Source organism: Brucella anthropi, assembly GCF_046630315.1.
Lineage (GTDB): Bacteria > Pseudomonadota > Alphaproteobacteria > Rhizobiales > Rhizobiaceae > Brucella > Brucella anthropi_A.
In genome coordinates this window covers 1-26,514 of the sequence record NZ_LQBD01000016.1, presented here as the reverse complement: position 1 = coordinate 26,514, position 26,514 = coordinate 1, and the positions used below count along the sequence as shown (strand labels likewise).

Genomic DNA, 26,514 nt, shown 5'->3' with positions numbered 1-26,514 from the left:
TAGAACGAGCGGGAGTGCGAAAGTGTCATTGCTCAAAATCTACTGGCGAGCCATGGAATACCTTGCGGTCGAGAAGACCGCGACGATAACCATGTGTGTCGCGAGTGTCCTGGTTGCCCTGGTCACACTTGCCGAACCCATTCTGTTCGGCCGGGTCATTCAGGCCATCTCCGACAAGGGCGATATTTTCTCGCCCCTTGCAATGTGGGCAGCCCTTGGCGGTTTCAACATTGTTGCCGCAGTCTTCGTGGCAAGGGGGGCTGACCGCCTTGCACATCGCCGCCGTCTGGGTGTGATGATCGATTCCTATGAGCGTCTCATCACCATGCCGCTTTCGTGGCATCAGAAGCGCGGCACCTCCAATGCGCTCCATACGCTGATCCGCGCAACGGATTCGCTCTTCACGCTCTGGCTCGAATTCATGCGCCAGCATCTGACGACCATCGTGGCGCTGGCGACGCTCATTCCCGTCGCGATGAACATGGATATGCGCATGTCGCTGGTGCTGATCGTGCTTGGCGTCATCTATGTGATGATCGGCCAGCTCGTGATGCGCAAGACCAAGGATGGTCAAACCGCCGTCGAAAAGCACCACCATAAACTGTTTGAACATGTGAGCGACACGATCAGCAATGTTTCGGTCGTGCAAAGCTACAATCGCATCGCCTCGGAAACGCAATCTCTGCGCGATTATGCGAAGAATCTTGAGAAAGCACAGTTTCCGGTTCTCAACTGGTGGGCGCTTGCCAATGGTCTGAACCGCATGGCATCGACGTTTTCGATGGTGGTGGTTCTCGTTCTCGGTGCCTATTTTGTCACCAAGGGGCAGATGCGCGTCGGCGACGTGATTGCTTTTATCGGCTTTGCACAGCTGATGATCGGTCGCCTCGACCAGATCAGCGCATTCATCAACCAGACGGTCACGGCGCGCGCAAAGCTTGAGGAATTCTTCCAGATGGAAGACGCCACGGCTGACCGTCAGGAACCGCAGAACGTTTCGGACCTGACCGACGTTCAGGGTGACATCGTTTTCGACAATGTTACTTTCGAGTTTCCGAACTCCGGCCAGGGCGTCTACGACGTGTCCTTTGAAATCAAGCCGGGGCAGACCGTGGCTATTGTCGGCCCGACCGGTGCAGGCAAGACCACGCTCATCAATCTGTTGCAGCGTGTCTTCGATCCGGCAGCCGGCCGCATCATGATTGACGGAACGGATACGCGTACCGTCAGCCGCCGCTCGCTGCGTCATGCCATTGCAACCGTCTTTCAGGATGCGGGTCTGTTCAATCGCTCGGTCGAAGAGAACATCCGCGTCGGCCGTGAAAATGCAACGCATGACGAAGTCCATGCCGCAGCCCGCGCAGCCGCAGCCCATGATTTCATTCTGGCGAAGAGCGATGGCTACGATACGGTCGTTGGCGAACGCGGCTCACAGCTTTCAGGCGGTGAACGTCAGCGCCTTGCAATTGCACGAGCAATCCTGAAGGACTCGCCTATCCTCGTTCTTGACGAAGCCACCAGTGCGCTTGACGTCGAAACCGAGGAAAAGGTGAAGCAGGCGGTGGACGACCTCAGCCACAACCGCACGACCTTCATCATTGCGCACCGTCTTTCGACGGTTCGTTCGGCCGATCTGGTCCTGTTCATGGACAAGGGGCATCTGGTCGAAAGCGGCAGCTTCGATGAACTTGCCGCACGCGGCGGCCGCTTTACCGACCTTCTCCGTGCCGGCGGCCTGAAACTGGAAGACAAGGCACCCAAACCTGTCGAGGGCAGTAATGTCATGCCCTTCCCGTCCAAGGGTGCCGTTGGCTAGAGCATTTCCAGCAAAAGTGTGAAACGGTTTTGCGTGAGGCAAATGCGACAAAACAAATAGTTAGAGCGGTTCCGGCGATTCTGCTAAAACAGGAACCGCTCTAAATTACAGAACGTCAAAATGAAAAGCCCGCGATGATCTCATCGCGGGCTTTTCATTGTACACTCGAAACTTAAAGCGGCATCTCGAAGCGGAGCCCGTCATATCCCGGCTCGACATTATGCGGCGTCTCACGCATGACAGTCTCGTAATCGAGCGGAACATGCATATGGGTGAGAATAGCGCGTTTGGGTGCCAGCTTCTCTATACATTCAAGCGCCTCGCCGAGCGAGAAATGGCTGGGATGCGGACGATATTGCAGCGCATCGATAATCAGAACGTCAGCTTCGCCCAGATATTTGAGACTTTGTTCGGGAAAAGCGCTCACATCGGTGCAATAAACGACAGAACCAATACGAAAGCCCAGCGATTCAATGTCGCCATGCACTTGGCTGAAGGGCTCGAAACGGATTGTCCCTCCCGCTCCCGATATGGAAAACGGCGTCTCGGGCGCGATGTCATGCATGCTGAGGATCGGCGGATAGCTCGATCCGGCAGGTGTTTCAAAACAATAGCCGAATGCGTCGAAAAGCCGGTTACGCGTCAGCCGGTTGGCATAGACATCCATGAGCCGACGGTTTTCAACGACATAGGTGCGAAGATCGTCGATACCGTGAATATGGTCTGCATGCGGGTGGGTATAGACGGCCGCGTCGAGGCTCTGCGCTCCTGCGTCGATCATCTGGGCGCGGAAATCCGGCCCGGTATCGATTACAACCGTTGTGCAGTTACCCGCATCGTCAAACCGCTCCACCAGAAGCGATGCACGGCGACGCCGGTTTTTTGGGTTTTGCGGATCGCATCTGCCCCAGTCACCATTGATGCGCGGCACGCCGGGAGACGACCCGCAGCCCAGAAGCGTAAAACGCAGGCAGTTACGCGGCACTGACACGATCAACTTCCTTTTGCGGCCAAATCTTCTGGCATGGGCATCTTGGAGAAAAGTCGGAAGACATTCTCGCTGGTGAGTTGCGCTATTTCTTCCCTGCTCACGCCAATCGTTTCGGCAAGCACGGCAGCGGTGTGCTGAACGAACGAAGGCTCGTTGCGCTTGCCGCGATAAGGAACCGGCGCCAGATAAGGAGCATCCGTCTCGACGAGCAAACGGTCGCGCGGAACGATGGAAGCAACTTCGCGGATTTCGGCTGAGTTTTTGAAAGTCAGAATGCCTGAGAAAGAGACATAACCGCCAAGCGCGATACCCTTTTCGGCCAGAGCACGACCGGAAGAGAAGCAATGCAGGATAAACGGAAAAGCACCCTTTTCCGTCTCACGCTCCAGAATCTCGGCCATGTCTTCATCCGCGCTGCGGGCATGAATGACCAGCGGCAATTGGGTACGGCGTGCGGCCTCGATGTGGACGAGGAAGCCCTGCCTTTGGGCTTCCGGCGGCGCATAATCATAGTGATAGTCGAGCCCCGCCTCACCGATAGCCACCACTTTCGGGTGTTCGGCCAGACCCACGAGATCATCGGCGGTCACGTCCAGTTCTTCATGTGCATTGTTCGGATGGGTTCCGACCGAACAATAAACGGAATCATATGTTTCAGCGAGCGCACGGATCGTGTCGAACTTCCTGACACGCGTGGAAATCGTCACCATGCGCCTCACCCCGGCATCCAGAGCGCGCTGAACGACATCATCGCGCTCCGGCTCGAAATCGGCAAAGTCGAGGTGACAATGACTATCGACAAGCATCATCGAACTCAGTTCTGCTCTTCTGTTTCCACATAACGCGGGAACACCGGCTGCGGGGCCGGCAGATCGGTGCCGCCGACAAGCTGGCTTGCCGCAACGTCAGAGAACTGGCGTTTGTCGGCAGGGATAGCCAGTATGTCGAGAAGTTTTTCCGCCGATTGCGGAATGAACGGCTGCACCATGATGCCAACGCGCCGGATCACCTCGGCCGTCACATAAAGAACAGTGCCCATGCGCGCGGGATCGGTCTTGCGCAGCGCCCAAGGCTCCTGCCCCGCGAAATAACGGTTGGCCTCGGCAACAACGGCAAAGATCGCTCCGAGCGCAAGATGCAGCGCCTGATCGTCCATTGCCTTGCGTGCAGTATCGAGCGCCGCATCGGCCTGATCGAGAATGGCCTTATCCGCGTCCGAGAACTCGCCAGGAACCGGGACCTTGCCTTCGCAGTTCTTGGCGATCATCGACAGCGAGCGCTGGGCAAGATTGCCGAGATCGTTCGCCAGGTCAGCGTTGGTGCGGTTGACGATAGCGTCGTGGCTATAGCTGCCGTCCTGTCCGAATGGCACTTCACGCATCAGGAAATAGCGCAACTGATCGAGCCCATAACGCTCAACGAGACCGAACGGGTCGATCACATTGCCGAGGGACTTCGACATTTTCTCGCCGCGGTTGAACAGGAAGCCGTGTGCAAAAACCCGCTTCGGCAGCGGAATACCAGCCGACATCAGGAATGCAGGCCAATAGACAGCATGAAAGCGTGAAATATCCTTGCCGATAATATGCGCATCGGCTGGCCAATAACTCCACTTTTCATCCGAAATATCGGGATAGCCGAGAGCGGTAATATAGTTGGTCAGGGCGTCCACCCAGACATACATGACATGCTTCTCGTCGCCCGGTACAGGAATGCCCCAGTCGAAGGTCGTGCGCGAAATCGACAGGTCCTTCAGGCCCGACTTGACGAAGCTCACGATCTCGTTGCGGCGCTCCGCAGGCATGATGAAGCCTGGGTTCTTCTCATAAAGATCAAGCAGCCTGTCCTGATAGGCTGAGAGACGGAAGAAATAGCTTTCCTCCTCCACCCATTCGACGGGCGTACCCTGCGGGCCGTAGCGAACGCCATCCTCGCGGACTTCCGTTTCCTCTTCACCGTAATAGGCTTCGTCACGCACAGAGTACCAGCCGGCATATCCACCCTTGTAGATATCGCCATTGTCAGCCATCGCTTTCCAGATCGCCTGGCTCGCCTTGTAATGGCGCTCTTCCGAGGTGCGAATATAATCGTCATTCGAGCTGTTCAGCACATCCGCCATCTGGCGGAACGCAGCCGCATTGCGGTCTGCAAGCTCGCGCGGCGTGATGCCTTCCTTGCGCGCGCTTTGCAGCATCTTGATGCCGTGTTCGTCCGTACCGGTCAGAAAGAAAACATCCTTGCCGTTCAGGCGCTGAAAACGCGCCATCGCATCGGTCGCGATCAGTTCATACGCATGGCCGATGTGCGGCTTTCCGTTCGGATAAGCAATCGCGGTTGTGATGTAATATTTTTCGCGGCTCATTATGGACCCGGTCTTTCGAAGTTTGAAAGCGCGCCTGAATGACTAGCAGACACACGAGGAGAAAAATTATCAGCGGTGACATAACGCATGTCAGCGGCCATGTCACGCAAGCGGAGGCCGACCGGCACGAAAAGCGCGATGCGTTTTTTCCAGAAGGATGACCACAGCTTGCCGCCGGTCGAGATTATAGGTTTCGGCATCTACAATTTCACGCGACAGATCGCTCCAGAATCGCGACCAGCGGTCTGCATCATGGAGTTGCCCAGCCTCGGCACGACGACGCGCCTCAGTCGCGACCCGCCCCAGCAGATGGTCACGGAACAGCTCATACTGAACCTCCGACTCACGCCCGTTCAATATGCCGGCAAGCGCCTGTGCTTTCGGCAAATCGAAAGTCTGCCCTTCAAGAAGGGAATCGGCTGTGTCGGCGATTTCAATACCGCCATTCGCCACCAGCAAAAGCGCCTTGCGCACACTGCCTTCCGATCGCTGAAGCAGCGTTTGCGTTACCGCGTCAGCATCAATTCCGATACCGCGGCCTGCATGGGTCACGGCGTCCGTCAGCGATCCATCGTCAAGCGGCTTGAAGCCGATGCTCTGGCAGCGCGACCGGATTGTCGGGAGCAACCGCCCCGCCGAATGAGAAATCAGAATAAAGAGCGCCCGCGCGGGGGGCTCTTCCAAAGTTTTCAGGAGCGCATTGGCGGCATTGCGGTTCATATCGTCGGCAGGATCGACAATAACGATACGCCAGGCGTGGTCCGATGCCGTTCGGGTCAGAAAATGCGTGATCCGGCGAATTTCCTCCACGGGAATACCCGTTTTGAATTTTCCGGTCTTCTGATCGAATGGACGGTTGATATGCAGGACAGCCGGATGCATGCTGCCCGCGATCTGTCGCCAGAGCGGCCTCGCAAAATCCGGCGCAGCAATATGCTCCGGCGCTTCGCCATTGTCGCCATGGGCCAGCATATGACCTGCCAGATGAAAGGCGAGCGTTGCCTTGCCGATCCCCTGCGCGCCTTCAAAAAGCAGTGCGTGATGCATGCGCCCCTCGCGATAGGCTTGCGCCAGAAAATCGCTGATCTCCCGGTGCCCGGCGATATAATCACTCGCAGATGGTTCTGGCACGCCCTCAATGGAATCGTGGGCTTTAGGGACGTCGAGTTCCTCGATCACAACAGCCCCCTTTTCGTCAGCACACGATCGACCTCTTTTGCGATATCTCTTGCAATCGCGTCTTGCGGCCGGTCAGCATCGATGACCTTGCAGCGCTCAGGCTCCGTTTGGGCAATTGCCAGAAAAGCCTGCCGTCGCGCCTCATGCACCGCAATATCTTCCTTCTCGAAACGATCGGCTGTTTCGCCACCGCGCCGTTTTCCGGCACGCGACAAACCTTTCTCCGCGGGAATGTCGAGAATGATCGTCATGTCGGGCATGGCGCCGTCAATGGCAATGCGCTCCACCGCCGCCATATAGGTGCTGTCGAGATTGCCGGTAACGCCCTGATAGGCACGGCTTGAATCGATGAAACGGTCGCAAAGCACGACCCGCCCCTCGTTCAGCGCCGGGCGGATAAGCTCATCTACATGGTCTGCCCGCGCAGCGGCGAACAGCAGGGCTTCCATCGCCGGGCCATAACTTTCTGCATTGCCGCTCAATATGACATGGCGAACTGCTTCCGCACCGGGAGAACCACCTGGTTCTCGCGTGATGACCGGATCGAAGCCGCTTGCCCGCAGGTGCTTGGCCAGCAACGCGATTTGCGTTGATTTGCCGGCTCCTTCGCCGCCTTCGAATGTGATGAACAATCCCGACAAACCAACTTCCAAATGTTTGAATCGATGCCCGAACGGACTTCTGTGAAAGTTAATATCGGCCTTTGGCCATCAGGTCGAGCCTGCATTACGCGTCGCGCAATCTAAAGGTATTTCCTCAGCCAGCCGGTGGAAAGTTCCATCGCCGCACCCAGGGCGCGCTTTGAAAGACTTCCCTCCTCGACAGATTGCGCGGTAAAAACAGGGACATCACGGAGAATACTGCCATCAAGCTCTAACTGAAGAACGCCAACCTGCTGGTTGTCGGCGACAGGGGCACCAAGTGGTCCCTTATAGATAATCCGGGCTTTCAGCTTGTCGCGGCCATCCTTCGGCAGCAATAGCTCGACACGATCCTTGACCTTCAACGGCACATGCGTGAGCGCGCCCCCGAAAACCTGCGCCTCACCCACAATTTCGTCTGCGGGATAAAGCTGCACGTCGTCAAACGCCGTCATTCCCCATTGCAGAAGACGCTTTGCTTCCTCTTCACGCTCCTTGATGCTGGCAAGACCGCTCATCGCCAGATAGAGCCTGCGACCGTTCTGTTCTGCCGACCCGACCAGCGCAAAGCCGGACGCTTCCGTAAATCCCGTTGCCATGCCGTCCGCGCCGACATCAAGCCGCAACAGGGGATTGCGGTTGCGCTGCATGATGTTGTTCCAGGTGAAAGCCGGTTGGGCATAATATTTGTAATATTCGGGATGGGCGGTCCGGATATGCCGTACCAGCCTGACCAGATCCTGGAGAGAGACAACCTGGCCCTCCGCCGGCAGACCTGTCGCGTTCACGAATTTGGAGCCCGTCAAACCAAGCGCCTTCGCGCGGTCATTCATACGTTCTGCAAAAGCTTCTTCACTGCCTGCCAACCCTTCCGCCAGCACAATGGCTCCGTCATTTGCCGACTGAACAATCATTCCCTGCAACAGGTCCGCGACCGTGGGGGCTGACTTGATGCGCGCAAACATCGTTGATGTTCCGGAAGGTGCGCCGCCGGTTCTCCAGGCATTCTCGCTGACGATATAAGGTGTTTCGAGTGTCGTGCCTCCTTTTTGAAGGGCTTCGAAAACCACTTCCGCCGTCATCAGCTTGGCGAGAGATGCCGGAGGGATCGGAGCATCGGCATTCTTGGAGAGAAGCACCGTTCCGCTGCGTTCATCGACGAGCAAGACCTGCGGCGCTTTTGAAACAATTGCCGCCTCGGCAGGTGCCGCCAGGCTTATAACCGGCACGAAAACAGCCAGCGAGCCGCTCAAAGCGGCCACGCGCGCAAGCACCAGTATTCTTGAAATCAGCCTCATGCAAATCCCGCTACGTGAGCAATGCGATGGAGATTACGCAACGAATCCGGCCAAAATCAATATGCCAGCGCTTATCACCGCATCGTGAGCGGTTAATCGAGACGAACGACAAACGCATTTGCTGCGCCCGCCTTCCAGGCCGCACGCAGCAGGGCATCATTTGCGCCCTTCTCCGCCACGGCTGTCAGTTCGTAAAAATCGCTCGTTTCGGTCGGGATTCTGGTGAGCGTAAATCGCGTCGAACGCGGCAACAGCGCCTGAATTTTTCGCGCCTCATCCAATGTCTTGAATGTGCCAAGCTCGACATATTCGCCGTGTTCCTCAGCCTCACGGCGTTTCCAGGCGCTTGAGATCGCATCCTTCGTCAGGATGCTGCCATAGGTGCGCTCCTCGGCATAAGCCGTTGCAGCAAGCCGGTCAGACGCGTAACCGGCAAGCCCGCCCACACCGGCGGCATTGGCGACCCCAAAGCTCGAGCCGGGACGCTGCGATGGTACAGGCACATTGGCCGGCAGCAAGGGAGCGGCTCCGGCAGACGGGTCGCTGTAAGCAGGATTGACCGCAAAGGGCGAGTTTTCAGGTATGGGTGCCGAGACGGGCTCCATCGCAGGCACCGGAATGCGTGATCTGGGTGAAGTCGGCGTCGGCCCGTTCATCGCCATCATGACACCGGTTGCGGGCTGGCCGATCATATCGCCGTTACCCGGTCGGTAGGAAGCCATCAGGAAAGCGTCATCATTGCCATCCAGCGGCGCCCTTCCGACATATTCGACTTTCACATTCGCCGTACCATGATGCTGGTAATCGAGCATCTCGGCAGCCTTCTGCGAAAGATCGATCACACGGTCATATTCGTAAGGACCGCGATCGTTCACGCGCACGATAACCGAGCTGCCATTGGCAAGGTTGGTCACACGGGCATAACTCGGCAATGGCATCGTGGGGTGCGCCGCAGTCAGATGCGTCATATCGTAAATTTCGCCATTCGCCGTCAGGCGGCCATGAAAGGCTTCGCCATACCAGGAAGCGTGACCGATCTTGACGTAGTTCTTGTCTTCCTTGGGATAATACCAGCGCCCCTTGACCTTGTAGGGCTGGCCGGTCTGATCGCGCCCGCCACCACGCGGCAGCGGCTTCCCCTTCCAGAAGGCAACGCGGGGACTGGCCTTCACGCCATATTTGGATTCAGCGAAATATTCTTTCGAGCGCTTTGTCTTCGATTTCGGCTGCGGCGCCGATGCGCATCCCGCGAGAGCGACAGCAATAGCCATGAATGACAACATGGCAACGGAACCACGCTTGCCGCGCAATTCCACTGCCTTGCCATTGACCGAATGTTTCAGCCCTCGTTTCGAATCCATACGCCACACGCTCTTTACTCAACAACGCAACCGAAAACGCTGGTTGCGCCTTTTAGAATTTAGTGATGTCACCGATTCATTGACGGATCATTAAAGCTTTTGGAATTCCGCGTATTTGAGTCGCCCAGCACCGAGGCTGAAGAACGCCTGCGCGCCTCGATTGCCCTAATTTTTGGAACAACCGTTCGTTCGAAACGTTGGTTTTTCAACAAGAAGGAGATGAGAGAATGTTAAGAGCAATGATCCTTTGGTTGATGGGTGTTCCACTCGTTGTCGTGCTGCTCATCTGGTATTTTTTCTTCTGAATATGGAACGTTCGAACCTTTGAACCGTTACTGATACGGCTCCAATGACCTCCGAGCCAGTCACCTAACGTCATGGATTAGGCCCGCTCAACAAGGCGGGCCATTTTTTACGGTCAATATCAGGGCTTCAACGACGGATCGGGCATATAGACATGGATCGCCTTGCGCAGCAGGCGAAAATGCGCCGGCGTCCAGGTGGATAGTTCGCCATCCGTATTCACGGCACGCGGCTTTTTGGTACGGATAATTACTTCAGTCGTCGGAAAAGCCCGCACATCATCCCATTTGGAATGGGTGCCGCGGCGCAGACTTGGGAGCAGGCGCAAAAGCTTCCACCAGTGATCGACCTCCAGACTGTAGAAATCCAGCTTGCCGTCATCCACCGTCGCATTCTTCTCGACCGCCATGCCCCCGCCATAGAATTTTCCGTTCCCGACAGAAACCTGCAATGTATGAATTTTCTCCGTCATGCCGTCATGTTCCAGATAGGCTGTGAAAAGCTCGGAGCGCATGAGAATGCGCGCCGCGACAAGCGCATAACCGAGCTTTCCCCACTTCTTCTTTGCCGCGGAACTGAGTTGCTGCGCCAGTTCGGCGCTGAAGCCGATGCTTGCGACATTGAAGTAGAGATGACCGTTCACCTCGCCGAGATCAATGGGATGCGACCGATAGGAAGCAATGCGGCGCGCCGCCTCGACCGGATCGGCCGGTATGCCAATGGTGCGGGCGAAATCGTTCGCAGTTCCAAGCGGAAGGATTGCAAGCGGCAATCCCGTTTCCATCAACCCTTTGGCCGCAGCATTCAGGGATCCGTCGCCACCGCCTACAATAACAAGGTCGCAATCTCTTTCACGAAGGATCAAATCTGAAATCGTATCGTCACCTTGCGGATTTCGCTCGATAAGCTGGAAGCCGCCGCTCTCCAGCGCGGAGCGGATATCGGTGCCGTATCCCCTGCCATTTCGGGCATGAGGATTGACGATAAGCAGTGCCCGGCGCTTGGTGGTTTTGCCCATGGATTTCCTGTCATCTGCGACAGCCGATAAATCATCGGCTGTATGATTGGGAGCGTTAACTGCAGATGGCCTTTCAATTCCGGATATCAATGGAACGGTTCATGAAAAATTTGTCACGACGCTGTAGCGTTTCGTGAGGACGCGCAACCAGGCGGCACGACAGGTCAATGCTGTTGACAAAACTGTTTGACGCGACCAGAAAGAGAACATAATTTGGCAAAACCAACTGTAAGATTTCTGGTGCAATCTCATCAGAAATGTCGCTAATTGACTGAAATATATTACAGTTTGCGGGTATGATGTAATGGTAGCCTGTCAGCTTCCCAAGCTGAACGCGCGGGTTCGATTCCCGCTACCCGCTCCAACAGGATTGCTCCTGAAAGCGATGATGATCACCGAACATTTTTCCCGGTTTTCGGATCGATTTTCACCTCCACCTTCGCACCGGCCTTGGTGATATATTCGATCTCGTAATAGCCGCGATCATTCCAGTCGACTTCATCGACGAAAGCCGTGTCCGCATTCTGTTCGATTTTCGCGATTATTTCCGAAAGCCTCATGCCTTCCGGCGGTGGAGCGGCATAAGCCGCAGCAGCAGAAACAGCGAGCAACAGGGCCGTGACGGCAAGACGCATGATAACCTCCTTTAGCTACCCCAAAAGAATAGAGGACCATGCATTCGCTTCAAGACCGGCAAACCGTTACTTGATGATAGGACTTATCGAACCGGTGAAGGTTTGATCAATCATCGCCGCGAGTTTTGGTTCCGCGCCTGACAAGATGACGACGATTGCAAGCATCAATATCAGGGGGGCGGCAAGAATCCCGCTTCTTACAGCCGGTTCGAGAATCCGTCGGGTTTTCGTGCTTCGCGTGGATTGCTGATTTCTCATGCAACCAACAGTAGACGAACAGACTTAATCGCTCATTAAATAATGTAGTTAATGCGTTATTGGCACCGAGTACGGCTCAATTTCCCTTGTTTCCGCGATAGATATTGACCCCGAGTTCGCGAATTTTCTTGCGCAATGTATTTCGGTTGAGCCCCAGAAGGTCCGCCGCCTTGATCTGGTTTCCACGGGTTGCCGTGAGGCATGCGAGGATCAGGGGATATTCCAGCTCGGCCAGAACCCGATGATAAAGCCCCGGCGGAGGCAAGTCGGAGCCGAAGGACGCAAAATAACGCTGCATGTTCTGCTCGACGGCCTGCGATATGGTAACACTCTCCAAATCGCCGCCGCCGGCGGGCACGATATCGGGCTTGGCCAGTTCGGCCTTCAATTCCGTTTCGATGATTTCCGGCGAAATTTCTTCTTGCGGATAAAGTGCCGCAAGTCTTCGCACGAGGTTTTCCAGTTCACGCACATTGCCCGGCCAAGGATACCGGCGCATCATTTCCAGCCCGGCGGTGCTGATGCGCTTCTCCGGCAGACCTTCCTCGGCAGCGCGCTTGAAAAAATGGCGCACGAGATCGGCCACATCCTCGCTGCGCTCGCGCAGCGGCGGCAAGCGCAGAGGCACGACATTCAGCCGGTAATAAAGATCTTCGCGGAACAGCCCCTGCGCTATCAGTTGCCGCAGATCCTTGTTCGTTGCCGCAACGATGCGCACATCGGTCTTGATCGGCGTGCGTCCACCGACCGTCATATATTCGCCCTGCTGCAACACGCGCAGAAGACGGGTTTGCGCTTCCAGTGGCATATCGCCGATCTCGTCGAGAAACAGCGTTCCGCCATTCGCCTGTTCGAAGCGCCCGCTTGAGCGGTTCTGCGCGCCGGTAAAGGCGCCTTTCTCGTGCCCGAACAACTCGGACTCGATCAGGTCGCGCGGGATCGCCGCCATATTGATCGCAACAAACGGGCCTTTCCGGCGGCGCCCATATTCATGCAGGGCACGCGCAACCAGTTCCTTGCCTGTACCGGATTCGCCCGTGACCATGACGGTCAGATCCGTCTGCATCATGCGCGCCAGCAAACGGTAGATTTCCTGCATCGCAGGCGACCGGCCGACCAGCGGCATGTTGTCTGCCTGTTCATCCGACAGAACGGCGACCGGCTTGCGTTTCGGTTCGGACAGCGCACGGCCGACGATATTGATAAGTTCCGTCAGATCGAATGGCTTTGGCAGATATTCATAGGCTCCGGCCTCCGATGCCCGGATAGCCGTCATGAATGTATTCTGCGCGCTCATCACGACAACCGGCAGGTCGGGGCGTATCTTCTTGATGCGCGGCAGAAGGTCGAAGGCATTCTCGTCCGGCATATTGACGTCGGTAATGACCAGATCACCGTCGCCCGCCGCCACCCATCGCCAGAGCGACGCGGCATTGGAGGTCACGCGCACATCGTAACCTGCACGCGACAAGGCCTGGTTCAACACCGTCCGAATGGCTGCATCGTCATCCGCCACCAATATGGTTCCTGTCGGACGTCCTGCGGTCATGCGTTATCTCCAGTATTTCCTGCTGCCGGTTCCGTATTTTTCCACGCGGGCATCAGAACGCGGAAAGTCGTGCGTGAAGGGTGGCTGTCGCATTCGATGATGCCGCCATGATCGCCAATGATCTTTGCAACCAGCGCCAACCCCAACCCCGAACCGTTGGTCTTCGTGGTAACAAAGGGATCGAACAGATGCGGCAGCATGTCCGGCGGCACACCCGGTCCGTTGTCATGCACGCAGAATTCGAGCGGCAGCGCCACCCTGTCCCGCGCGCCCGGCACTTGCAGGCGAATGCCCGGACGATAAGCCGTGGACAGGACAATCTCGCCGCCCTCACGGTCGCCTATGGCTTCCGAGGCATTCTTCAACAGATTGAGGAAAACCTGCACGAGCTGGTCCCGATTGGCAAAAACCGGCGGGAGCGAAGGATCGTAATCCTCCACGAAACGGATTTTTCGTGCGAAACCGTTCTTCGCGATCGCCTTCACATGGTCCAGAACCGCATGAATATTGACGGCAGTGCGCTCGATAGGCCGCTCATCCGAGAAAACCTCCATGCGATCGACCAGTGAGACGATTCGATCCGTTTCATCGGTGATGAGGCGCGCAAGCGCACGATCTTCATCGCTGACAACCTGCTCCAGCAATTGTGCCGCGCCGCGTATGCCGGATAGGGGATTTTTGATTTCATGGGCCAGCATCGAGGCAAGCCCCGTGACGGACCGCGCCGCACCGCGATGCGTCATCTGGCGATCGATCTTTTCGGCCATCGTCTTTTCCTTGAAGAGGATGACCACGGCACCCGGAAGTTCCGTCACAGGCGCCACATAAATATCGACGATACGTTCCGTCCCGAGACGCGGCGATGAGACATCGACCCGATATTCGTTGACCGGCATCTGGCTGGTGCGAACCTGATCGACCAGCGCCAAAAGCGGGCTGCCAAAGGGCAGAAAGGATTCCAGCCGGTTGCGCGCCAGAATGGACGAGCCGGAACGGAAGAACTGTTCCGCATCCAGATTGGCATAGGCGATATAATTCTCGGCGCTGACCATAATGACGGGCTGGCTGATCGCGTCGAGCACAACCGATGGAATGCCGTTCGTTTCTGTTCTCTCGCGCATCAGGCAACCTCCTTGAGCGCGGCTTCAGGAGTTTCGCGCGTGAATATCCGACGCAAGGCGTCAATGACGGCCTGCCTGTCGGTCAAAGTCATCACTTCCGCTTTCTCCGCCGACGTGCATGCCGCGCCAGCATGGCGATCGAGATACCAGCCGAGATGCTTGCGGGAGTGGCGGATGCCTGTCGTGCTTCCATAATGCTCGAGCATATCTTCATAATGCTTTATAATATAATCAAGAATTTCACTTCGCGACCGTGGGGCAAGATCGCTTCCGGCGATTGCACCGGCCAGCCATGGCTGGCCGTAAGAGGCGCGCCCGACCATCACGGCATCCGCCCCGGAACGGCGCAGGATTTCCTCGGCATCACGTCGAGACGCCACATCGCCGTTGGCGACCAGAGGAATTTTGATCGCGTCGCGGACGGCGTGGATTGCCTTCCAGTCCGCCTTGCCTTCATAGAACTGGCAGCGCGTCCGCCCATGGACAGTCACCATGGCGATACCGGCACCTTCGGCGCGACTTGCCAGCTCAGGCGCGTTGATGCTTTTCTCGTCCCACCCCAGCCGCATCTTGAGCGTAACCGGAACGCTGACTGCATTGACGGTCGCCTCGATGAGGGTCATGGCATGGTCGAGATCGCGCATCAGCGCGGAGCCGGAATAGCCGCCTGTCACTTTCTTGGCCGGACAGCCCATATTGATATCGATGATATCGGCGCCCTCGCCCTCGGCTATTCTGGCCGCCTCGCCCATCCAATGCGCTTCGCGCCCCGCAAGCTGCACGACATGCGTTCCAAGCCCCTTACCGGAAAGGCGCAGAAGGCTTTCCTTGTGACGGTTGCAGAGTTCGGCGCTGGCGACCATTTCAGATACGACCATGCCCGCGCCAGCCTCGGCTGCGCGCCTGCGGAACGGGAGGTCCGAAACGCCCGACATCGGCGCGAGGAAGACGCGGTTGGCAAGCACCACACCGCTAATGTTCAATGGTTGATCGAGAAAACTCACCAATAAATGCCTATTTGATGTGCATGGTGCAATTAGCACATACATTAATCAGCCTCCCTTTTCAACGCAAGGAAAAGCGCGCGCAAAATCACGATGGATCAATTGTCGTCTGGCATTTATTCGCGCAAGGCTTTATTCGGCTTGCAGATGCAAGCTTTGGCAGAGGTGACAGCCATTTCAAGGATAGCAGCAGTCATTGTGGCGGCAGGCCGCGGAGAGCGGGCCGGGCAAAGCGCCGAAGGGCCGAAGCAATACCGGCGCATCGGTGGCGAAGCCGTACTTGCCCGCACTTTGCGCGCTTTTATCGACTGCCCGCTGGTTGATAACATCGTTGTCGTCATTCACCCTGACGACCATGTGCTTTACGAACGCGCCCTTCCAGAAAATTGCGGCGACATCAGCGTGGTGAACGGTGGCGCCACCCGGCAGGAATCAACACGCCTCGGCCTCCTCGCCTTGAAAGGTCACGCGCCGCAATATGTCATGATCCATGACGGCGTGCGGCCGTTTGTCAGTCAGGATTTGCTGAAACGCATCGTGGAAAACCTCGCGCCCGATGAAGGCGTTCTACCGGCCCTGGCCGTTGCGGACACGCTCAAGCAATCGGCTGCGAACGGAACGGTGAAAACCACGGTGCCGCGCGCTGGCCTTTATGCGGCCCAGACACCGCAAGCATTTCCCTACATGCCGATCCTCGACGCGCATGAAAAGGCCTTCGCGATTGATCGCTCCGATTTCACGGATGACGCCGCCATTGCCGAATGGCAAGGCATAGCCGTCCGTATCATCGAAGGATCGGCGGACAATACAAAGCTTACCTGGGCAAAGGATATCGAAATGGCTGACAAGCGCCTGCGGCAAGATCACGTCTCATTTCCCGACATTCGTACCGGCAATGGCTATGACGTCCATTCCTTCGAGCCCGGCGATCATGTGACGCTGTGCGGCGTGAAAATCCCCCATGACGCAAAACTCAATGGCCATTCGGACGCCGATGTCGGACTTCATGCCCTGACCGACGCCCTGCTTGCAACGCGAGGAGCGGGCGATATCGGCACGCATTTCCCGCCTTCCGACCCACAATGGAAAGGTGCGGCCTCCCGCATATTCGTTGAACACGCCGCCAGTATCGTGCGTGAGGCAGGTGGCCGTATCGCCAATGTTGATGTAACCTTTATCAGCGAAGCCCCGAAGATCGGACCACACCGCGCAGCAATGACGGAAGCGCTTTGCGATATGCTGGGAATTGCCGCAGACCGCGTTTCCGTCAAGGCGACGACCAATGAAAAACTGGGCTTCGTCGGACGCCGTGAGGGCATTGCGGCCATTGCAACGGCAACCGTCATCTATCCCGGCGAGGTGCCCGAATGAGCGCGCTGATTGCAGAAGAAAAAGCTGTTGCCGTGCTCGATTCCTGCCGCAAGGCGGGCGTGATGATCGCGACGGCCGAATCCTGCACGGGCGGGCTGATAGCCGGCGCTTTGACCGACATCGCCGGATCGTCCGATGTCGTCGATCGCGGCTTTGTCACCTATTCCAATGAAGCGAAAGCCCAAATGATCGACGTTCCGATGGAACTCATCAATCGCGTCGGCGCTGTCTCGAAAGAAGTTGCGCTTTCCATGGCAGAGGGGGCGCTTGCCCGCTCCTATGCCGGTGTAACCGTGGCGGTTACGGGCATTGCCGGACCAGGCGGTGGCTCCGATGAAAAACCCGTTGGCCTCGTTCATGTCGCATCGGCGCGAAAAGGCCATCCGACCCTTCATCGCGAATGCCGTTTCGGCCCCAAAACCAGAGCCGAAATTCGCCATGCGACGGTTCTCGCCGCGCTGGACCTGGTTTTGGAAAACCTGCGCATCGAATAGAATTATTCTTTTTCCAGGCCGTAAATCTGGTCGGCCCGCTTCTCGAAGGCTTCGGAAAATTTCTTGAAAGCGAGATCGAACATCGTTCCCATGAGAATGCCGAGGGTACGGCTCTTGAACTCATAATCGATGAAAAACTCGACATCGCACTCGCTTCCGTCGCCCACCGGCCTGAAGGTCCAGCGGTTGTCGAGATAACGAAACGGCCCGTCGAGATATTTCACATCGATGACATTGTCATCGGGTTTCAGCAGCACCTGACTGGTGAATGTCTCGCGGATGAGTTTGTAGCCGACCGTCATGTCGGCAATCAGCAGCGCCTTGCCATCCCGCTCCTTGCGGGAGCGAACCGACAAAGCCTCGCACATTGGCAGGAATTGCGGATATTTTTCAACATCCGCGACGAGGCCGAACATCTGGTCTGCCCGGTGATGTACCCGCCTGACGGTCGTGAATTGCGGCATTTCCTGTCTTAAACCCGTGCGGCGATCTGCGCCTCGCGCGCTGCCCTCAGCTTGGCGAAATCATCGCCGGCATGATGCGACGAACGCGTCAACGGGCTGGATGCGACCAGAAGGAAGCCTTTCGTCCGGCCAATCGTTTCGAACGACTTGAATTCGTCAGGCGTCACGAAGCGGATAACCGGGTGATGCTTGCGGGTCGGCTGGAGATACTGACCGATGGTCATGAAATCCACATCCGCCGAACGAAGATCGTCCATCAGCTGAAGGATTTCATTCCGTTCCTCGCCGAGACCGACCATGATGCCGGATTTGGTGAAAATGGTCGGATCCAGTTCCTTGACGCGCTGCAACAGGCGGATCGAATGGAAATAGCGGGCGCCGGGACGCACCTTAAGATATTTCGAAGGCACGGTTTCCAGATTGTGATTGAACACATCCGGACGCGCTTTGACCACAACTTCGAGAGCGCCTTCCTTGCGCAGGAAATCCGGCGTCAGGATTTCAATCGTGGTCGCAGGGGCAGCCTCGCGGATCGCCTGAATGACCTCCGCAAAATGCTGTGCGCCGCCATCGGCAAGATCGTCACGATCCACTGAGGTGATAACCACATGCGTCAGGCCCATCTGCTTGACGGCCTTGGCGACATTCTCCGGTTCGTTGGGATCGAGCGCCGTCGGAATACCGGTCGAGACATTGCAGAAGGCGCAGGCACGCGTGCAGATCTCGCCCATGATCATGAAGGTCGCGTGCTTCTTTTCCCAGCATTCGCCGATGTTCGGGCAGCCCGCTTCTTCGCAAACCGTGACCAGCTTGTTTGAACGGACGATATCGCGCGTTTCGCCATAGCCGCGTGAGACAGGAGCCTTGACGCGAATCCAGTCGGGCTTCTTCAGGACAACATTGTCCGGACGATGCGCCTTCTCTGGATGCCGCTCACGCTTGCCTTGGTTCACCAGATCGAGAACTGTAACCATGCTTTTTCCTGCCTATCCGAAGCGTTTTCATGAAACGCTTCCAAGTTCGGTTCGGTCCTAATCCCTGCTCCCTACCCTGTCAACTTGGGCGATTTGCTACTCATCGCCGCGCTGCCAGTCCGAGAGCCCGGAAAACCAATGCCCATATCAGGCCAAACGCCAGGCCTGCGGCCCCCAGCGCCAATGTAAGCGCCCAGACTCCGTACCAGCCTGCCAGGGCCATTCCGTTGATCGATATGGTGTTGCCGCCAAGGACACTCAAGGTGCCAGCGGCAAACCCCAGCACCAGCCCTCCCACGATACACCATTTGATGATCGGCCAGGCGGCGCGCCGCCATGGCCTTCCATTCTCGATCAGCGGAATGAGCGTCTCTCCGTCTTCAAGCGTTCAGCGCGCGACCATACGCATCCAGAACGCTTTCCTTCATCATTTCCGAAAGAGTCGGATGCGGGAAGACCGAATGCATCAGTTCTTCCTCGGTCGTTTCAAGGTTCATGGCAATGACAAAGCCCTGGATGAGCTCGGTCACTTCCGCACCGACCATATGGGCGCCGAGCAATTGTCCCGTCTTCTTGTCGAAGATGGTCTTGACCAGCCCCTGATCTTCCCCGAGTGCGATCGCCTTGCCGTTTGCGGCAAATGAATAGCGTCCGACGCGAATATCGTAGCCCTTTTCCTTGGCCTTCGCTTCAGTCAGACCGACGGAAGCGACCTGCGGATTGCAATAGGTGCAGCCCGGAATCATGTTCTTGTCGAGCGGATGAACGTTTGGAAGACCGGCAATCTTCTCGACACAGATTACGCCCTCATGCTCAGCCTTGTGCGCCAGCATCGGCGGACCGGCAACGTCACCGATAGCATAGATACCCGCAACATTGGTCTTGCCATAACCATCGATGACGATGCATCCGCGATCCGTCTTGACGCCAAGCGCTTCCAGGCCGAGATTTTCGATATTGCCCTGCACGCCAACGGCCGAAATCATGCGGTCCACCGTCAACGACTGCGTCTTTCCGTCCTTGGTCTCGATATGGGCGGTCACATTGCTTGCGCCCTTCTCGACCTTGGTAACTTTCGCATCGGTAATGATCTTCAGGCCGCGCTTTTCAAGCTGCTTGCGCGCGAGGGCCGAAATCTCCGCATCCTCGACCGGCATGATCTGCGGCATCAGTTCCACGACTGTCACGTCGACGCCCATGTCCTTGTAGAAGGAAGCGAACTCGATGCCGATTGCGCCCGATCCCATCACGAGCATGGATTTCGGCAGTTCCTGCGGCACCATGGCTTCGAAATAGGTCCAGATCAGCTTGCCATCCGGCTCAATGCCCGGCAAAGCGCGCGGACGTGCGCCGGTAGCGACAATGACGTGTTTCGCCTTGTAGGTACCCTCGCCCAGGACACCCTTTGGAACGGGGTTCTGCGGCTGCATCGGCTGCTTTGAGGTTTTGCCGACCGAAATCTCAACCGGGTTTGAGCCAGAGGCGGCTTTGGTGAGCTTCGCTTCGCCCCAGATCACGTCGATCTTGTTCTTCTTCATCAGGAAGCCGACGCCGCCGTTCAGACGGGCAGAAACGCCGCGCGACCGCTGCACCACAGCCTTGACGTCAGGCGTGATCGTGCCTTCCAGCTTCAGCCCGTAATCCTTGGCGTGTTCGCCAAAATGCAGGATTTCAGCCGAGCGCAAAAGCGCCTTGGTCGGGATGCAGCCCCAGTTGAGGCAAATCCCGCCCAGATGTTCGCGCTCGACGATAGCCGTCTTGAGGCCAAGCTGCGCAGCGCGGATTGCGGTGACATAGCCACCCGGCCCAGAGCCGATAACAATAACGTCGTAAATGTCGGCCATATTGTCCTGCCTTTGCTCAGTTCACTTGCCGGGTGAGCAGCACCCAGTCGTGTCTTTTGTCCTGCCCAATGCGTTCTATCGCTTCGAGCCGCTCAATTTCCTTGAAACCATGGGCGCCGTAAAGGGAGAGCGCCACATCGTTGTGGCTTTCGGTTATCAGGCTGATTGCCGGGTTGCCGTTCCGGCGTGCAATATCGATTTCACGGGCAACGAGCGCATGGCCAATACCTTTACCGCGGAATTGCCGGTAAACACCAATGCTGTCGATAAAGCGGTTGCCAATGACCTTGCGCTGCAAATCGATCAACTGATCCAGAACCGGATGTTGCCGCGGCAGATCATTCAGGCTTTCATCAAGGGTGAAGCCAAGGGAAAGGCCCGCAATGTCGCCTCCCCATTCGGCAATCGTCGTGCCCCGCCAGCCTTCCGGGCCGTCGGCGCGCATATAATCGCGCCCACGTTCCATGGCAGTCTCGTTGCGGCCATCGAGAACCGCACCGTACCAGAGCCACGACGCAAAACCGTGCGACGAGATATCGACAAGAATGGCGATCTCTGCGGCTTCACGGCGCTCAGCCTGACGTAGGTTCAGTTGTCCAGCCATACAAAAACCTCAGGCGTCGCATTCGACAGAACGCGACGCCCTTGAAGTTGATCGATCAGACCAGCATGCCCATCGGGTTTTCGATGTGACGCTTGAAGGCCTGTGCAAGTTCTGCGGCCAACGCGCCATCGACGGCGCGGTGATCGGTTGAAAGGGTTACGGACATGACGGTCGCAACCTTGATTTCACCGTTCTTGACCACTGCACGCTGTTCACCGGCACCGATTGCGAAAATGGTCGCATGCGGTGGATTGATGATTGCAGCAAAGTCCTTCACACCGAACATGCCAAGGTTGGACACGGAGGTCGAACCGCCCTGATATTCTTCAGGCTTCAGCTTGCGATCGCGCGCACGCTTGGCAAGATCCTTCATCTCGTTGGAAATCGCCGACAATGTCTTCGAGTCCGACTGACGAACGATCGGCGTAATCAGACCGCCCGGAATGGAGACAGCAACGCCGACATCAGCGCGCTTGTGCTTGACCATGCCGCCTTCTGTCCACGACACATTGGCATCCGGAACATCGCGCAGCGCCAGAGCCGTTGCCTTGATGACCATATCGTTGACCGAGAGCTTGTAGGCGGGAACCTCGCCCTTTTCGGTCTTGATCACCGGCGCAGCGGCATTGATCTGCGAACGCAGGGCGAGAAGCGCATCCAGTTCGCAATCGATCGTCAAATAGAAATGCGGAACGGTCTGCTTGGATTCCACCAGACGACGGGCAATTGTCTTGCGCATGCCGTCATGCGGAACGATCTCGTAGGTGCCTTCTTCAAAGAGCTTGAGAACGGCATCATCCGACATCGGCTTCGGCGCGGCGGCAGAGGCGGCGTCCGCCTTCGGCTGAGCAGCCTTGGCGCTACCGGAAGCCAGAGCGGCTTCCACATCGCGCTGAACGATACGACCATGCGGGCCGGTGCCCTTCACGGCAGCGATATCGACACCGGATTCCCTGGCGATGCGGCGAGCAAGCGGCGACGCGAACACGCGATCACCCTTATTCGAAGCAGCAGCAGGCTGCTCTATCTTGGCTGGCGCGGGCGTCGCTGCAGGCGCTGCGGCTTCCTTCTTGGCTTCAGCCGGCTTTGGCTCTTCCTTCGGAACCTCGGCCTTTGCTTCGGCCTTCGGAGCAGACGCTGCACCCTTGGCCGCAGCCGCCACATCCTCGCCTTCTTCGGCGAGGATGGCAATCAGCGCATTGACCTTGACGCCTTCGGAACCGGCGGGAACCACGATCTTGGCAATCGTGCCTTCGTCCACAGCTTCCACTTCCATCGTGGCCTTGTCGGTCTCGATTTCAGCAATAACATCGCCAGGAGCGATCTTGTCGCCTTCCTTGACCAGCCATTTCGACAGGTTGCCTTCTTCCATCGTCGGAGAAAGCGCTGGCATGGTGATATTGATCGGCATGTCCAGACCCTTTCTGTTTAAGCGGTATAGGTAACGGCTTTCACCGCTTCGACCACTTCGGCGACCGTCGGCAGCGCCAGTTTTTCCAGATTTGCCGCATAAGGCATCGGAACATCCTTGCCGGCAATGGTGAGGATCGGCGCATCGAGATAATCGAAGGCCTGCTGCATGACGCGGGTGGCAATTTCCGTACCAACAGACGACTGTGGGAAACCTTCTTCCACCGTCACCAGGCGGCCGGTCTTCTTGACCGATTCCACGACCGTTGGGATATCCATCGGGCGGATCGTGCGCAGATCGATGATTTCAACATCGATACCCTGCTGGGCCAGTTCTTCAGCTGCCTTGACGGCATAGGTCATGCCGATGCCGAATGAAACGATGGTGGCATCCTTGCCCTGCTTGTGAATGCGGGCCTTGCCGATCGGCAGAACGAAATCGTCAAGCTTCGGCACATCGAAATGATGACCATAAAGAATTTCGTTTTCGAGGAAGATCACCGGATTCGGATCGCGGATAGCAGCCTTCAGCAGGCCCTTGGCGTCGGCTGCCGTATATGGCATGACGACTTTCAGACCCGGAATATGGCTGTACCAGGCCGCGTAGCACTGCGAATGCTGGGCAGCAACGCGTGCCGCAGCACCGGACGGGCCGCGGAAGACCATCGGGGCGCCCATCTGCCCGCCGGACATATAAAGCGTCTTGGCGGCGGAATTCACGATCTGATCGATTGCCTGCATGGCGAAGTTGAAAGTCATGAATTCAACGATCGGGCGCAGACCCGCAAAAGCAGCGCCAACGCCGACACCGGCAAAACCATGTTCGGTGATCGGGGTATCGACAACGCGCTTCGGGCCGAACTCGTCAAGAAGCCCCTGCGTTACCTTGTAAGCGCCCTGATATTCGGCGACTTCTTCACCCATCACGAAAACGTTCGGGTCCCGGCGCATTTCTTCGGCCATAGCGTCACGAAGCGCTTCACGAACGGTCGTGGAAACCATTTCGGTGCCGGCCGGAATGTCTGGGTCGGATGCGACTTCAAGCGCCGGAGCCTTGGGAGCAGCCGGAACAGCGTCAGCCTTCTTTTCTTCGGCTTTTGGCTCTTCCTTGGCTTCGTCCTTTTGCGTTTCAGCCTTGGCAGCCGGTGCGGAACCGATATCGGAAGCGCTCTCACCGTCACCGAGAAGCACGGCAATCGGCGTATTGACCTTCACGCCATCGGTGCCTTCATCGACAAGGATCTTGCCGATCGTGCCTTCATCGACAGCTTCGACTTCCATCGTCGCCTTGTCGGTTTCAATTTCAGCGATCACATCGCCGGACGTAACCTTGTCGCCTTCTTTCTTCAGCCACTTGGAGAGCTTGCCCTCTTCCATGGTTGGGGAAAGTGCGGGCATGAGAATTTCTACGGGCATGACAACACCTTCCTGGAATTAGAGCAGAATATCCGTGTAGAGCTCGGATGCATCCGGCTCCGGATCGTTTTGAGCGAAATCGGCAGAATCAGCGACAATATCGCGGACGTCCTTGTCGATTTCCTTCAGCTCTTCCTCGGTTGCCCAACCCTTTTCGATCAGACGCTGCTTGACCTGCTCGATCGGATCATGCTCGGAGCGCATCTTCTGCACTTCTTCCTTCGAGCGATACTTGGCCGGGTCCGACATGGAGTGACCGCGATAGCGATAGGTCTGCATGTCGAGAATGATCGGCCCCTTGCCGGAGCGCGTCCATTCCACAGCCAGATCGGCTGCGGCCTTGACCGCGCGCACATCCATGCCGTCCACCTGGATACCCGGAATATTGAAAGAGAGACCACGCTTCGAGAAATCCGTTTCCGCCGACGAGCGCGAAACGGATGTACCCATAGCATAACGATTGTTCTCGATGATGTAGACCACGGGCAGCTTCCACAGCGATGCCATGTTGAAGCTTTCGTAGACCTGCCCCTGATTGGAGGCGCCGTCGCCGAAATAGGTCAGCGTTACATTGTCATTGTCGCGATAGCGATTCGCGAATGCCAGACCGGTGCCGAGTGACACCTGCGCACCGACGATACCGTGACCGCCGTAGAAATTCTTCTCCTTGGAGAACATGTGCATGGAGCCGCCCTTCCCCTTGGAAAGGCCGCTGCGGCGTCCGGTCAATTCAGCCATAACGCCACGCGCGCTCATGCCTGCCGCCAGCATATGGCCATGATCGCGATAGGCGGTGATCACCTGATCACCTTCCTTCAGCGCCATCTGCATACCGACCACAACGGCTTCCTGGCCGATATAAAGGTGGCAGAAACCGCCAATGAAGCCCATGCCATAAAGCTGGCCGGCCTTTTCTTCGAAACGCCGGATCAACAGCATTTCGCGATAGGCGTCCAGCTCCTGCTTCTTGTCAAAGTTCGCAGGCGCAGGTGCCTTGGGTGCAGTCACAGAAGACGCCTGCGTTTTACCTGCAGGCGACTTTTTAGCCCTCGGTGCCATATCTCGCTCCCTAAATTGTCGTTCTATTGTGACGTTATACAGGCATATCACAAGATACAATATGCGCCCAGAGCATAGCTGCTATGTCGCCAAGCCCTTAAAAACATACCACAAAAAGACAATTAACTGGATTTCGGTTAATTCGATCTGTCTTCCCTGGAGGTAATAATTGTCACCTCGTCGGGATGGGAGAGATTAAGCGCCCTGCGCGCCTGCTCGTCAAGCATATCCTTCTCGATGGAACCGTCGCGCAAAAGCGTGACCCGCTTTTCGAGTGCGTTGCGTTCCGCCGTCACCTGTTCAAGCTGTTTGGCCAGAAGGCTTTTCTGCTCTTCAAGCTGGATACGGGAATAGAGACCGAATTCGCCGTGATAGGCGTGAAAACCGAAATAGCTCAGAAACGCAGCCGTCAGAATAGGCAATACAAACCGCCCACGGATCGATTTACGCTTCTGTTTGGTCCACATTTCGGCTTCCTTCCCGGATATTCGGAGCCACGACGAATCCTGCGAAGGGCCTCCATCCGAATTTCACCATCAAGCATTATTTTGCTTAACAGAGATTTACCACGAACGGATGTCGGGGGCAGACACTCCTGATTTTGTATAATACCGGGCGAGAAAAGCCGACATGGAACGGCCGTTCGATCCTGACAGGAATCGAGAACGGCTCGCCACAAGGACAAGCCGTTCATGCACATCTGCGAAAATGCCTGAAGAACTCAAACATCGACGATTGTGGAAAAACCGCCGAAGATCATGCGCTTGCCATCGAATGGCATCTGTTCACCCATCGCCTTCATGCGCGGGTCGCTCATCATCTTGCTATTTGCAGCGTCACGCGTCGCCTTGTCGGGATATTCGAACCAGGAGAACACAACCTCCTCATCGGCTTCCGCTTTGACCGCACGGCGAAAATCTGTGACCTTGCCATCGGGCACATCATCGCCCCACGCCTCGACCATGCGCGTCACGCCAAACTCTTTGAATAATACGGCGGCTTCAGCAGCATGCTTGCGATAGGCTTCCTTGTTCGCCTTGGGGACGGCGACGACAAATCCTTCAATATAGGCCATTTTCTCTCTCCCGGTTAAAGAGCTCCGCCTTTGGCTTCGAGCTTCCGTATCCCGCCCACCCCCAACATACGATCCATATGCACCACATTTATATTGATATCAATGCAAATAGTCAAATCCTGCATAATGCCCATCGAGTGAAACGCGACGCATTCGAAATGCAAGGCCGATATTCTTATCACAGACAAATCAGATATTGCTTCGCCTCGATTGGCCTCAGACCAAACACATAACCAATATGAAACCGTGCGACACATAAGAAATAGC

The 26,514-nt window shown here is 56.8% G+C and carries 26 protein-coding genes and 1 tRNA gene; 4 read left to right on the top strand and 23 right to left on the bottom strand.

The features are described from left to right. Positions 1 to 22 precede the first annotated feature (22 nt). Positions 23 to 1,816 carry a glucan ABC transporter ATP-binding protein/ permease gene (locus AVM02_RS10740; protein WP_411506956.1) on the top strand — a complete coding sequence of 598 codons (1,794 nt, stop codon included), beginning with the start codon at positions 23 to 25 and terminating at the stop codon, positions 1,814 to 1,816. Between the two features lie 172 nt (positions 1,817 to 1,988). Here AVM02_RS10740 and AVM02_RS10735 read toward each other — a convergent pair whose 3' ends face one another. From AVM02_RS10735 to AVM02_RS10700, 8 genes are all read right to left on the bottom strand, one after another. After that, on the bottom strand, positions 1,989 to 2,807 hold the full coding sequence (locus AVM02_RS10735; RefSeq protein WP_411506955.1) for an MBL fold metallo-hydrolase: 819 nt from the start codon (positions 2,805 to 2,807) through the stop codon (positions 1,989 to 1,991). Positions 2,808 to 2,809: 2 nt separating this feature from the next. Further along, complete coding sequence (locus tag AVM02_RS10730) at positions 2,810 to 3,613, bottom strand: TatD family hydrolase (RefSeq protein ID WP_411506998.1); 804 nt, start codon at positions 3,611 to 3,613, stop codon at positions 2,810 to 2,812. A gap of 8 nt (positions 3,614 to 3,621) precedes the next feature. Continuing rightward, positions 3,622 to 5,169: a methionine--tRNA ligase gene (metG, locus tag AVM02_RS10725; protein WP_411506954.1), complete on the bottom strand. Its 1,548-nt coding sequence runs from the start codon at positions 5,167 to 5,169 to the stop codon at positions 3,622 to 3,624. Between the two features lie 102 nt (positions 5,170 to 5,271). Beyond that, complete coding sequence (locus AVM02_RS10720; protein ID WP_411506953.1) at positions 5,272 to 6,348, bottom strand: DNA polymerase III subunit delta'; 1,077 nt, start codon at positions 6,346 to 6,348, stop codon at positions 5,272 to 5,274. Beyond that, a complete protein-coding gene (tmk, locus tag AVM02_RS10715) occupies positions 6,345 to 6,989 on the bottom strand; it encodes a dTMP kinase (protein ID WP_411506952.1) in 645 nt (214 codons plus the stop codon). Before tmk ends, AVM02_RS10720 begins: the two co-directional genes overlap by 4 nt. A 101-nt stretch (positions 6,990 to 7,090) precedes the next feature. Then, entirely contained in the window at positions 7,091 to 8,287 is a 1,197-nt protein-coding gene (locus AVM02_RS10710; RefSeq protein ID WP_411506951.1) for a D-alanyl-D-alanine carboxypeptidase family protein, read from the bottom strand. A gap of 92 nt (positions 8,288 to 8,379) precedes the next feature. Beyond that, positions 8,380 to 9,648, bottom strand: a complete 1,269-nt coding sequence (locus tag AVM02_RS10705; protein WP_411506950.1) for a septal ring lytic transglycosylase RlpA family protein — start codon at positions 9,646 to 9,648, stop codon at positions 8,380 to 8,382. A gap of 424 nt (positions 9,649 to 10,072) precedes the next feature. Continuing rightward, positions 10,073 to 10,969 carry a lipid kinase gene (locus AVM02_RS10700; protein WP_411506949.1) on the bottom strand — a complete coding sequence of 299 codons (897 nt, stop codon included), beginning with the start codon at positions 10,967 to 10,969 and terminating at the stop codon, positions 10,073 to 10,075. 290 nt (positions 10,970 to 11,259) lie between these two features. Here AVM02_RS10700 and AVM02_RS10695 point away from each other — a divergent pair. After that, positions 11,260 to 11,333: transfer RNA gene (locus tag AVM02_RS10695), tRNA-Gly, on the top strand. Positions 11,334 to 11,361: 28 nt separating this feature from the next. Here the strand turns inward: AVM02_RS10695 and AVM02_RS10690 are convergent. From AVM02_RS10690 to dusB, 4 genes are all read right to left on the bottom strand, one after another. Next, positions 11,362 to 11,604: a PepSY domain-containing protein gene (locus AVM02_RS10690; protein ID WP_411506948.1), complete on the bottom strand. Its 243-nt coding sequence runs from the start codon at positions 11,602 to 11,604 to the stop codon at positions 11,362 to 11,364. Between the two features lie 334 nt (positions 11,605 to 11,938). Beyond that, complete coding sequence (gene ntrC / locus AVM02_RS10685; RefSeq protein ID WP_411506947.1) at positions 11,939 to 13,411, bottom strand: nitrogen regulation protein NR(I); 1,473 nt, start codon at positions 13,409 to 13,411, stop codon at positions 11,939 to 11,941. Next, positions 13,408 to 14,532 (bottom strand): two-component system sensor histidine kinase NtrB, encoded by a 1,125-nt coding sequence (locus AVM02_RS10680; RefSeq protein WP_411506946.1) that lies wholly within the window; start codon positions 14,530 to 14,532, stop codon positions 13,408 to 13,410. The genes ntrC and AVM02_RS10680 overlap by 4 nt, the downstream gene beginning before the upstream one ends. After that, a complete protein-coding gene (dusB, locus tag AVM02_RS10675; protein WP_411506945.1) occupies positions 14,532 to 15,536 on the bottom strand; it encodes a tRNA dihydrouridine synthase DusB in 1,005 nt (334 codons plus the stop codon). The genes AVM02_RS10680 and dusB overlap by 1 nt, the downstream gene beginning before the upstream one ends. 147 nt (positions 15,537 to 15,683) lie before the next feature. Between dusB and AVM02_RS10670 the strand changes: the two genes are divergently transcribed. Beyond that, on the top strand, positions 15,684 to 16,907 hold the full coding sequence (locus tag AVM02_RS10670; protein WP_411506944.1) for a bifunctional 2-C-methyl-D-erythritol 4-phosphate cytidylyltransferase/2-C-methyl-D-erythritol 2,4-cyclodiphosphate synthase: 1,224 nt from the start codon (positions 15,684 to 15,686) through the stop codon (positions 16,905 to 16,907). Beyond that, positions 16,904 to 17,401: a CinA family protein gene (locus AVM02_RS10665; protein WP_411506943.1), complete on the top strand. Its 498-nt coding sequence runs from the start codon at positions 16,904 to 16,906 to the stop codon at positions 17,399 to 17,401. Before AVM02_RS10670 ends, AVM02_RS10665 begins: the two co-directional genes overlap by 4 nt. A 2-nt stretch (positions 17,402 to 17,403) precedes the next feature. Here AVM02_RS10665 and AVM02_RS10660 read toward each other — a convergent pair whose 3' ends face one another. The 11 genes from AVM02_RS10660 to AVM02_RS10610 all read right to left on the bottom strand — a co-directional run. Then, positions 17,404 to 17,865 (bottom strand): type II toxin-antitoxin system RatA family toxin, encoded by a 462-nt coding sequence (locus AVM02_RS10660; protein ID WP_411506942.1) that lies wholly within the window; start codon positions 17,863 to 17,865, stop codon positions 17,404 to 17,406. A gap of 8 nt (positions 17,866 to 17,873) precedes the next feature. Then, positions 17,874 to 18,839 carry a lipoyl synthase gene (gene lipA / locus AVM02_RS10655; RefSeq protein WP_411506941.1) on the bottom strand — a complete coding sequence of 322 codons (966 nt, stop codon included), beginning with the start codon at positions 18,837 to 18,839 and terminating at the stop codon, positions 17,874 to 17,876. 100 nt (positions 18,840 to 18,939) lie between these two features. Then, on the bottom strand, positions 18,940 to 19,137 hold the full coding sequence (locus AVM02_RS10650; RefSeq protein WP_411506940.1) for a hypothetical protein: 198 nt from the start codon (positions 19,135 to 19,137) through the stop codon (positions 18,940 to 18,942). An 82-nt stretch (positions 19,138 to 19,219) separates the two neighbouring features. Continuing rightward, the gene (gene lpdA / locus AVM02_RS10645; protein WP_411506939.1) at positions 19,220 to 20,683 is read right to left on the bottom strand and encodes a dihydrolipoyl dehydrogenase; all 1,464 of its coding nucleotides are present in this window, start codon (positions 20,681 to 20,683) and stop codon (positions 19,220 to 19,222) included. A 16-nt stretch (positions 20,684 to 20,699) separates the two neighbouring features. Next, entirely contained in the window at positions 20,700 to 21,287 is a 588-nt protein-coding gene (locus AVM02_RS10640; RefSeq protein ID WP_411506938.1) for a GNAT family N-acetyltransferase, read from the bottom strand. Positions 21,288 to 21,342: 55 nt separating this feature from the next. Continuing rightward, positions 21,343 to 22,680, bottom strand: coding sequence for a pyruvate dehydrogenase complex dihydrolipoamide acetyltransferase (locus AVM02_RS10635; protein WP_411506997.1), 1,338 nt, complete (start codon positions 22,678 to 22,680; stop codon positions 21,343 to 21,345). Positions 22,681 to 22,715: 35 nt separating this feature from the next. After that, on the bottom strand, positions 22,716 to 24,113 hold the full coding sequence (locus AVM02_RS10630) for a pyruvate dehydrogenase complex E1 component subunit beta (protein ID WP_411506937.1): 1,398 nt from the start codon (positions 24,111 to 24,113) through the stop codon (positions 22,716 to 22,718). Between the two features lie 18 nt (positions 24,114 to 24,131). Further along, positions 24,132 to 25,172 (bottom strand): pyruvate dehydrogenase (acetyl-transferring) E1 component subunit alpha, encoded by a 1,041-nt coding sequence (gene pdhA, locus AVM02_RS10625; protein WP_411506936.1) that lies wholly within the window; start codon positions 25,170 to 25,172, stop codon positions 24,132 to 24,134. A gap of 137 nt (positions 25,173 to 25,309) precedes the next feature. After that, positions 25,310 to 25,639, bottom strand: a complete 330-nt coding sequence (locus AVM02_RS10620; RefSeq protein WP_411506935.1) for an FtsB family cell division protein — start codon at positions 25,637 to 25,639, stop codon at positions 25,310 to 25,312. Positions 25,640 to 25,893: 254 nt separating this feature from the next. Next, positions 25,894 to 26,247 (bottom strand): DUF1428 domain-containing protein, encoded by a 354-nt coding sequence (locus AVM02_RS10615; protein WP_411506934.1) that lies wholly within the window; start codon positions 26,245 to 26,247, stop codon positions 25,894 to 25,896. 14 nt (positions 26,248 to 26,261) lie between these two features. Continuing rightward, positions 26,262 to 26,514 (bottom strand): hypothetical protein (locus AVM02_RS10610; RefSeq protein WP_411506933.1); only part of this gene is annotated, 253 nt, incomplete at its 5' end.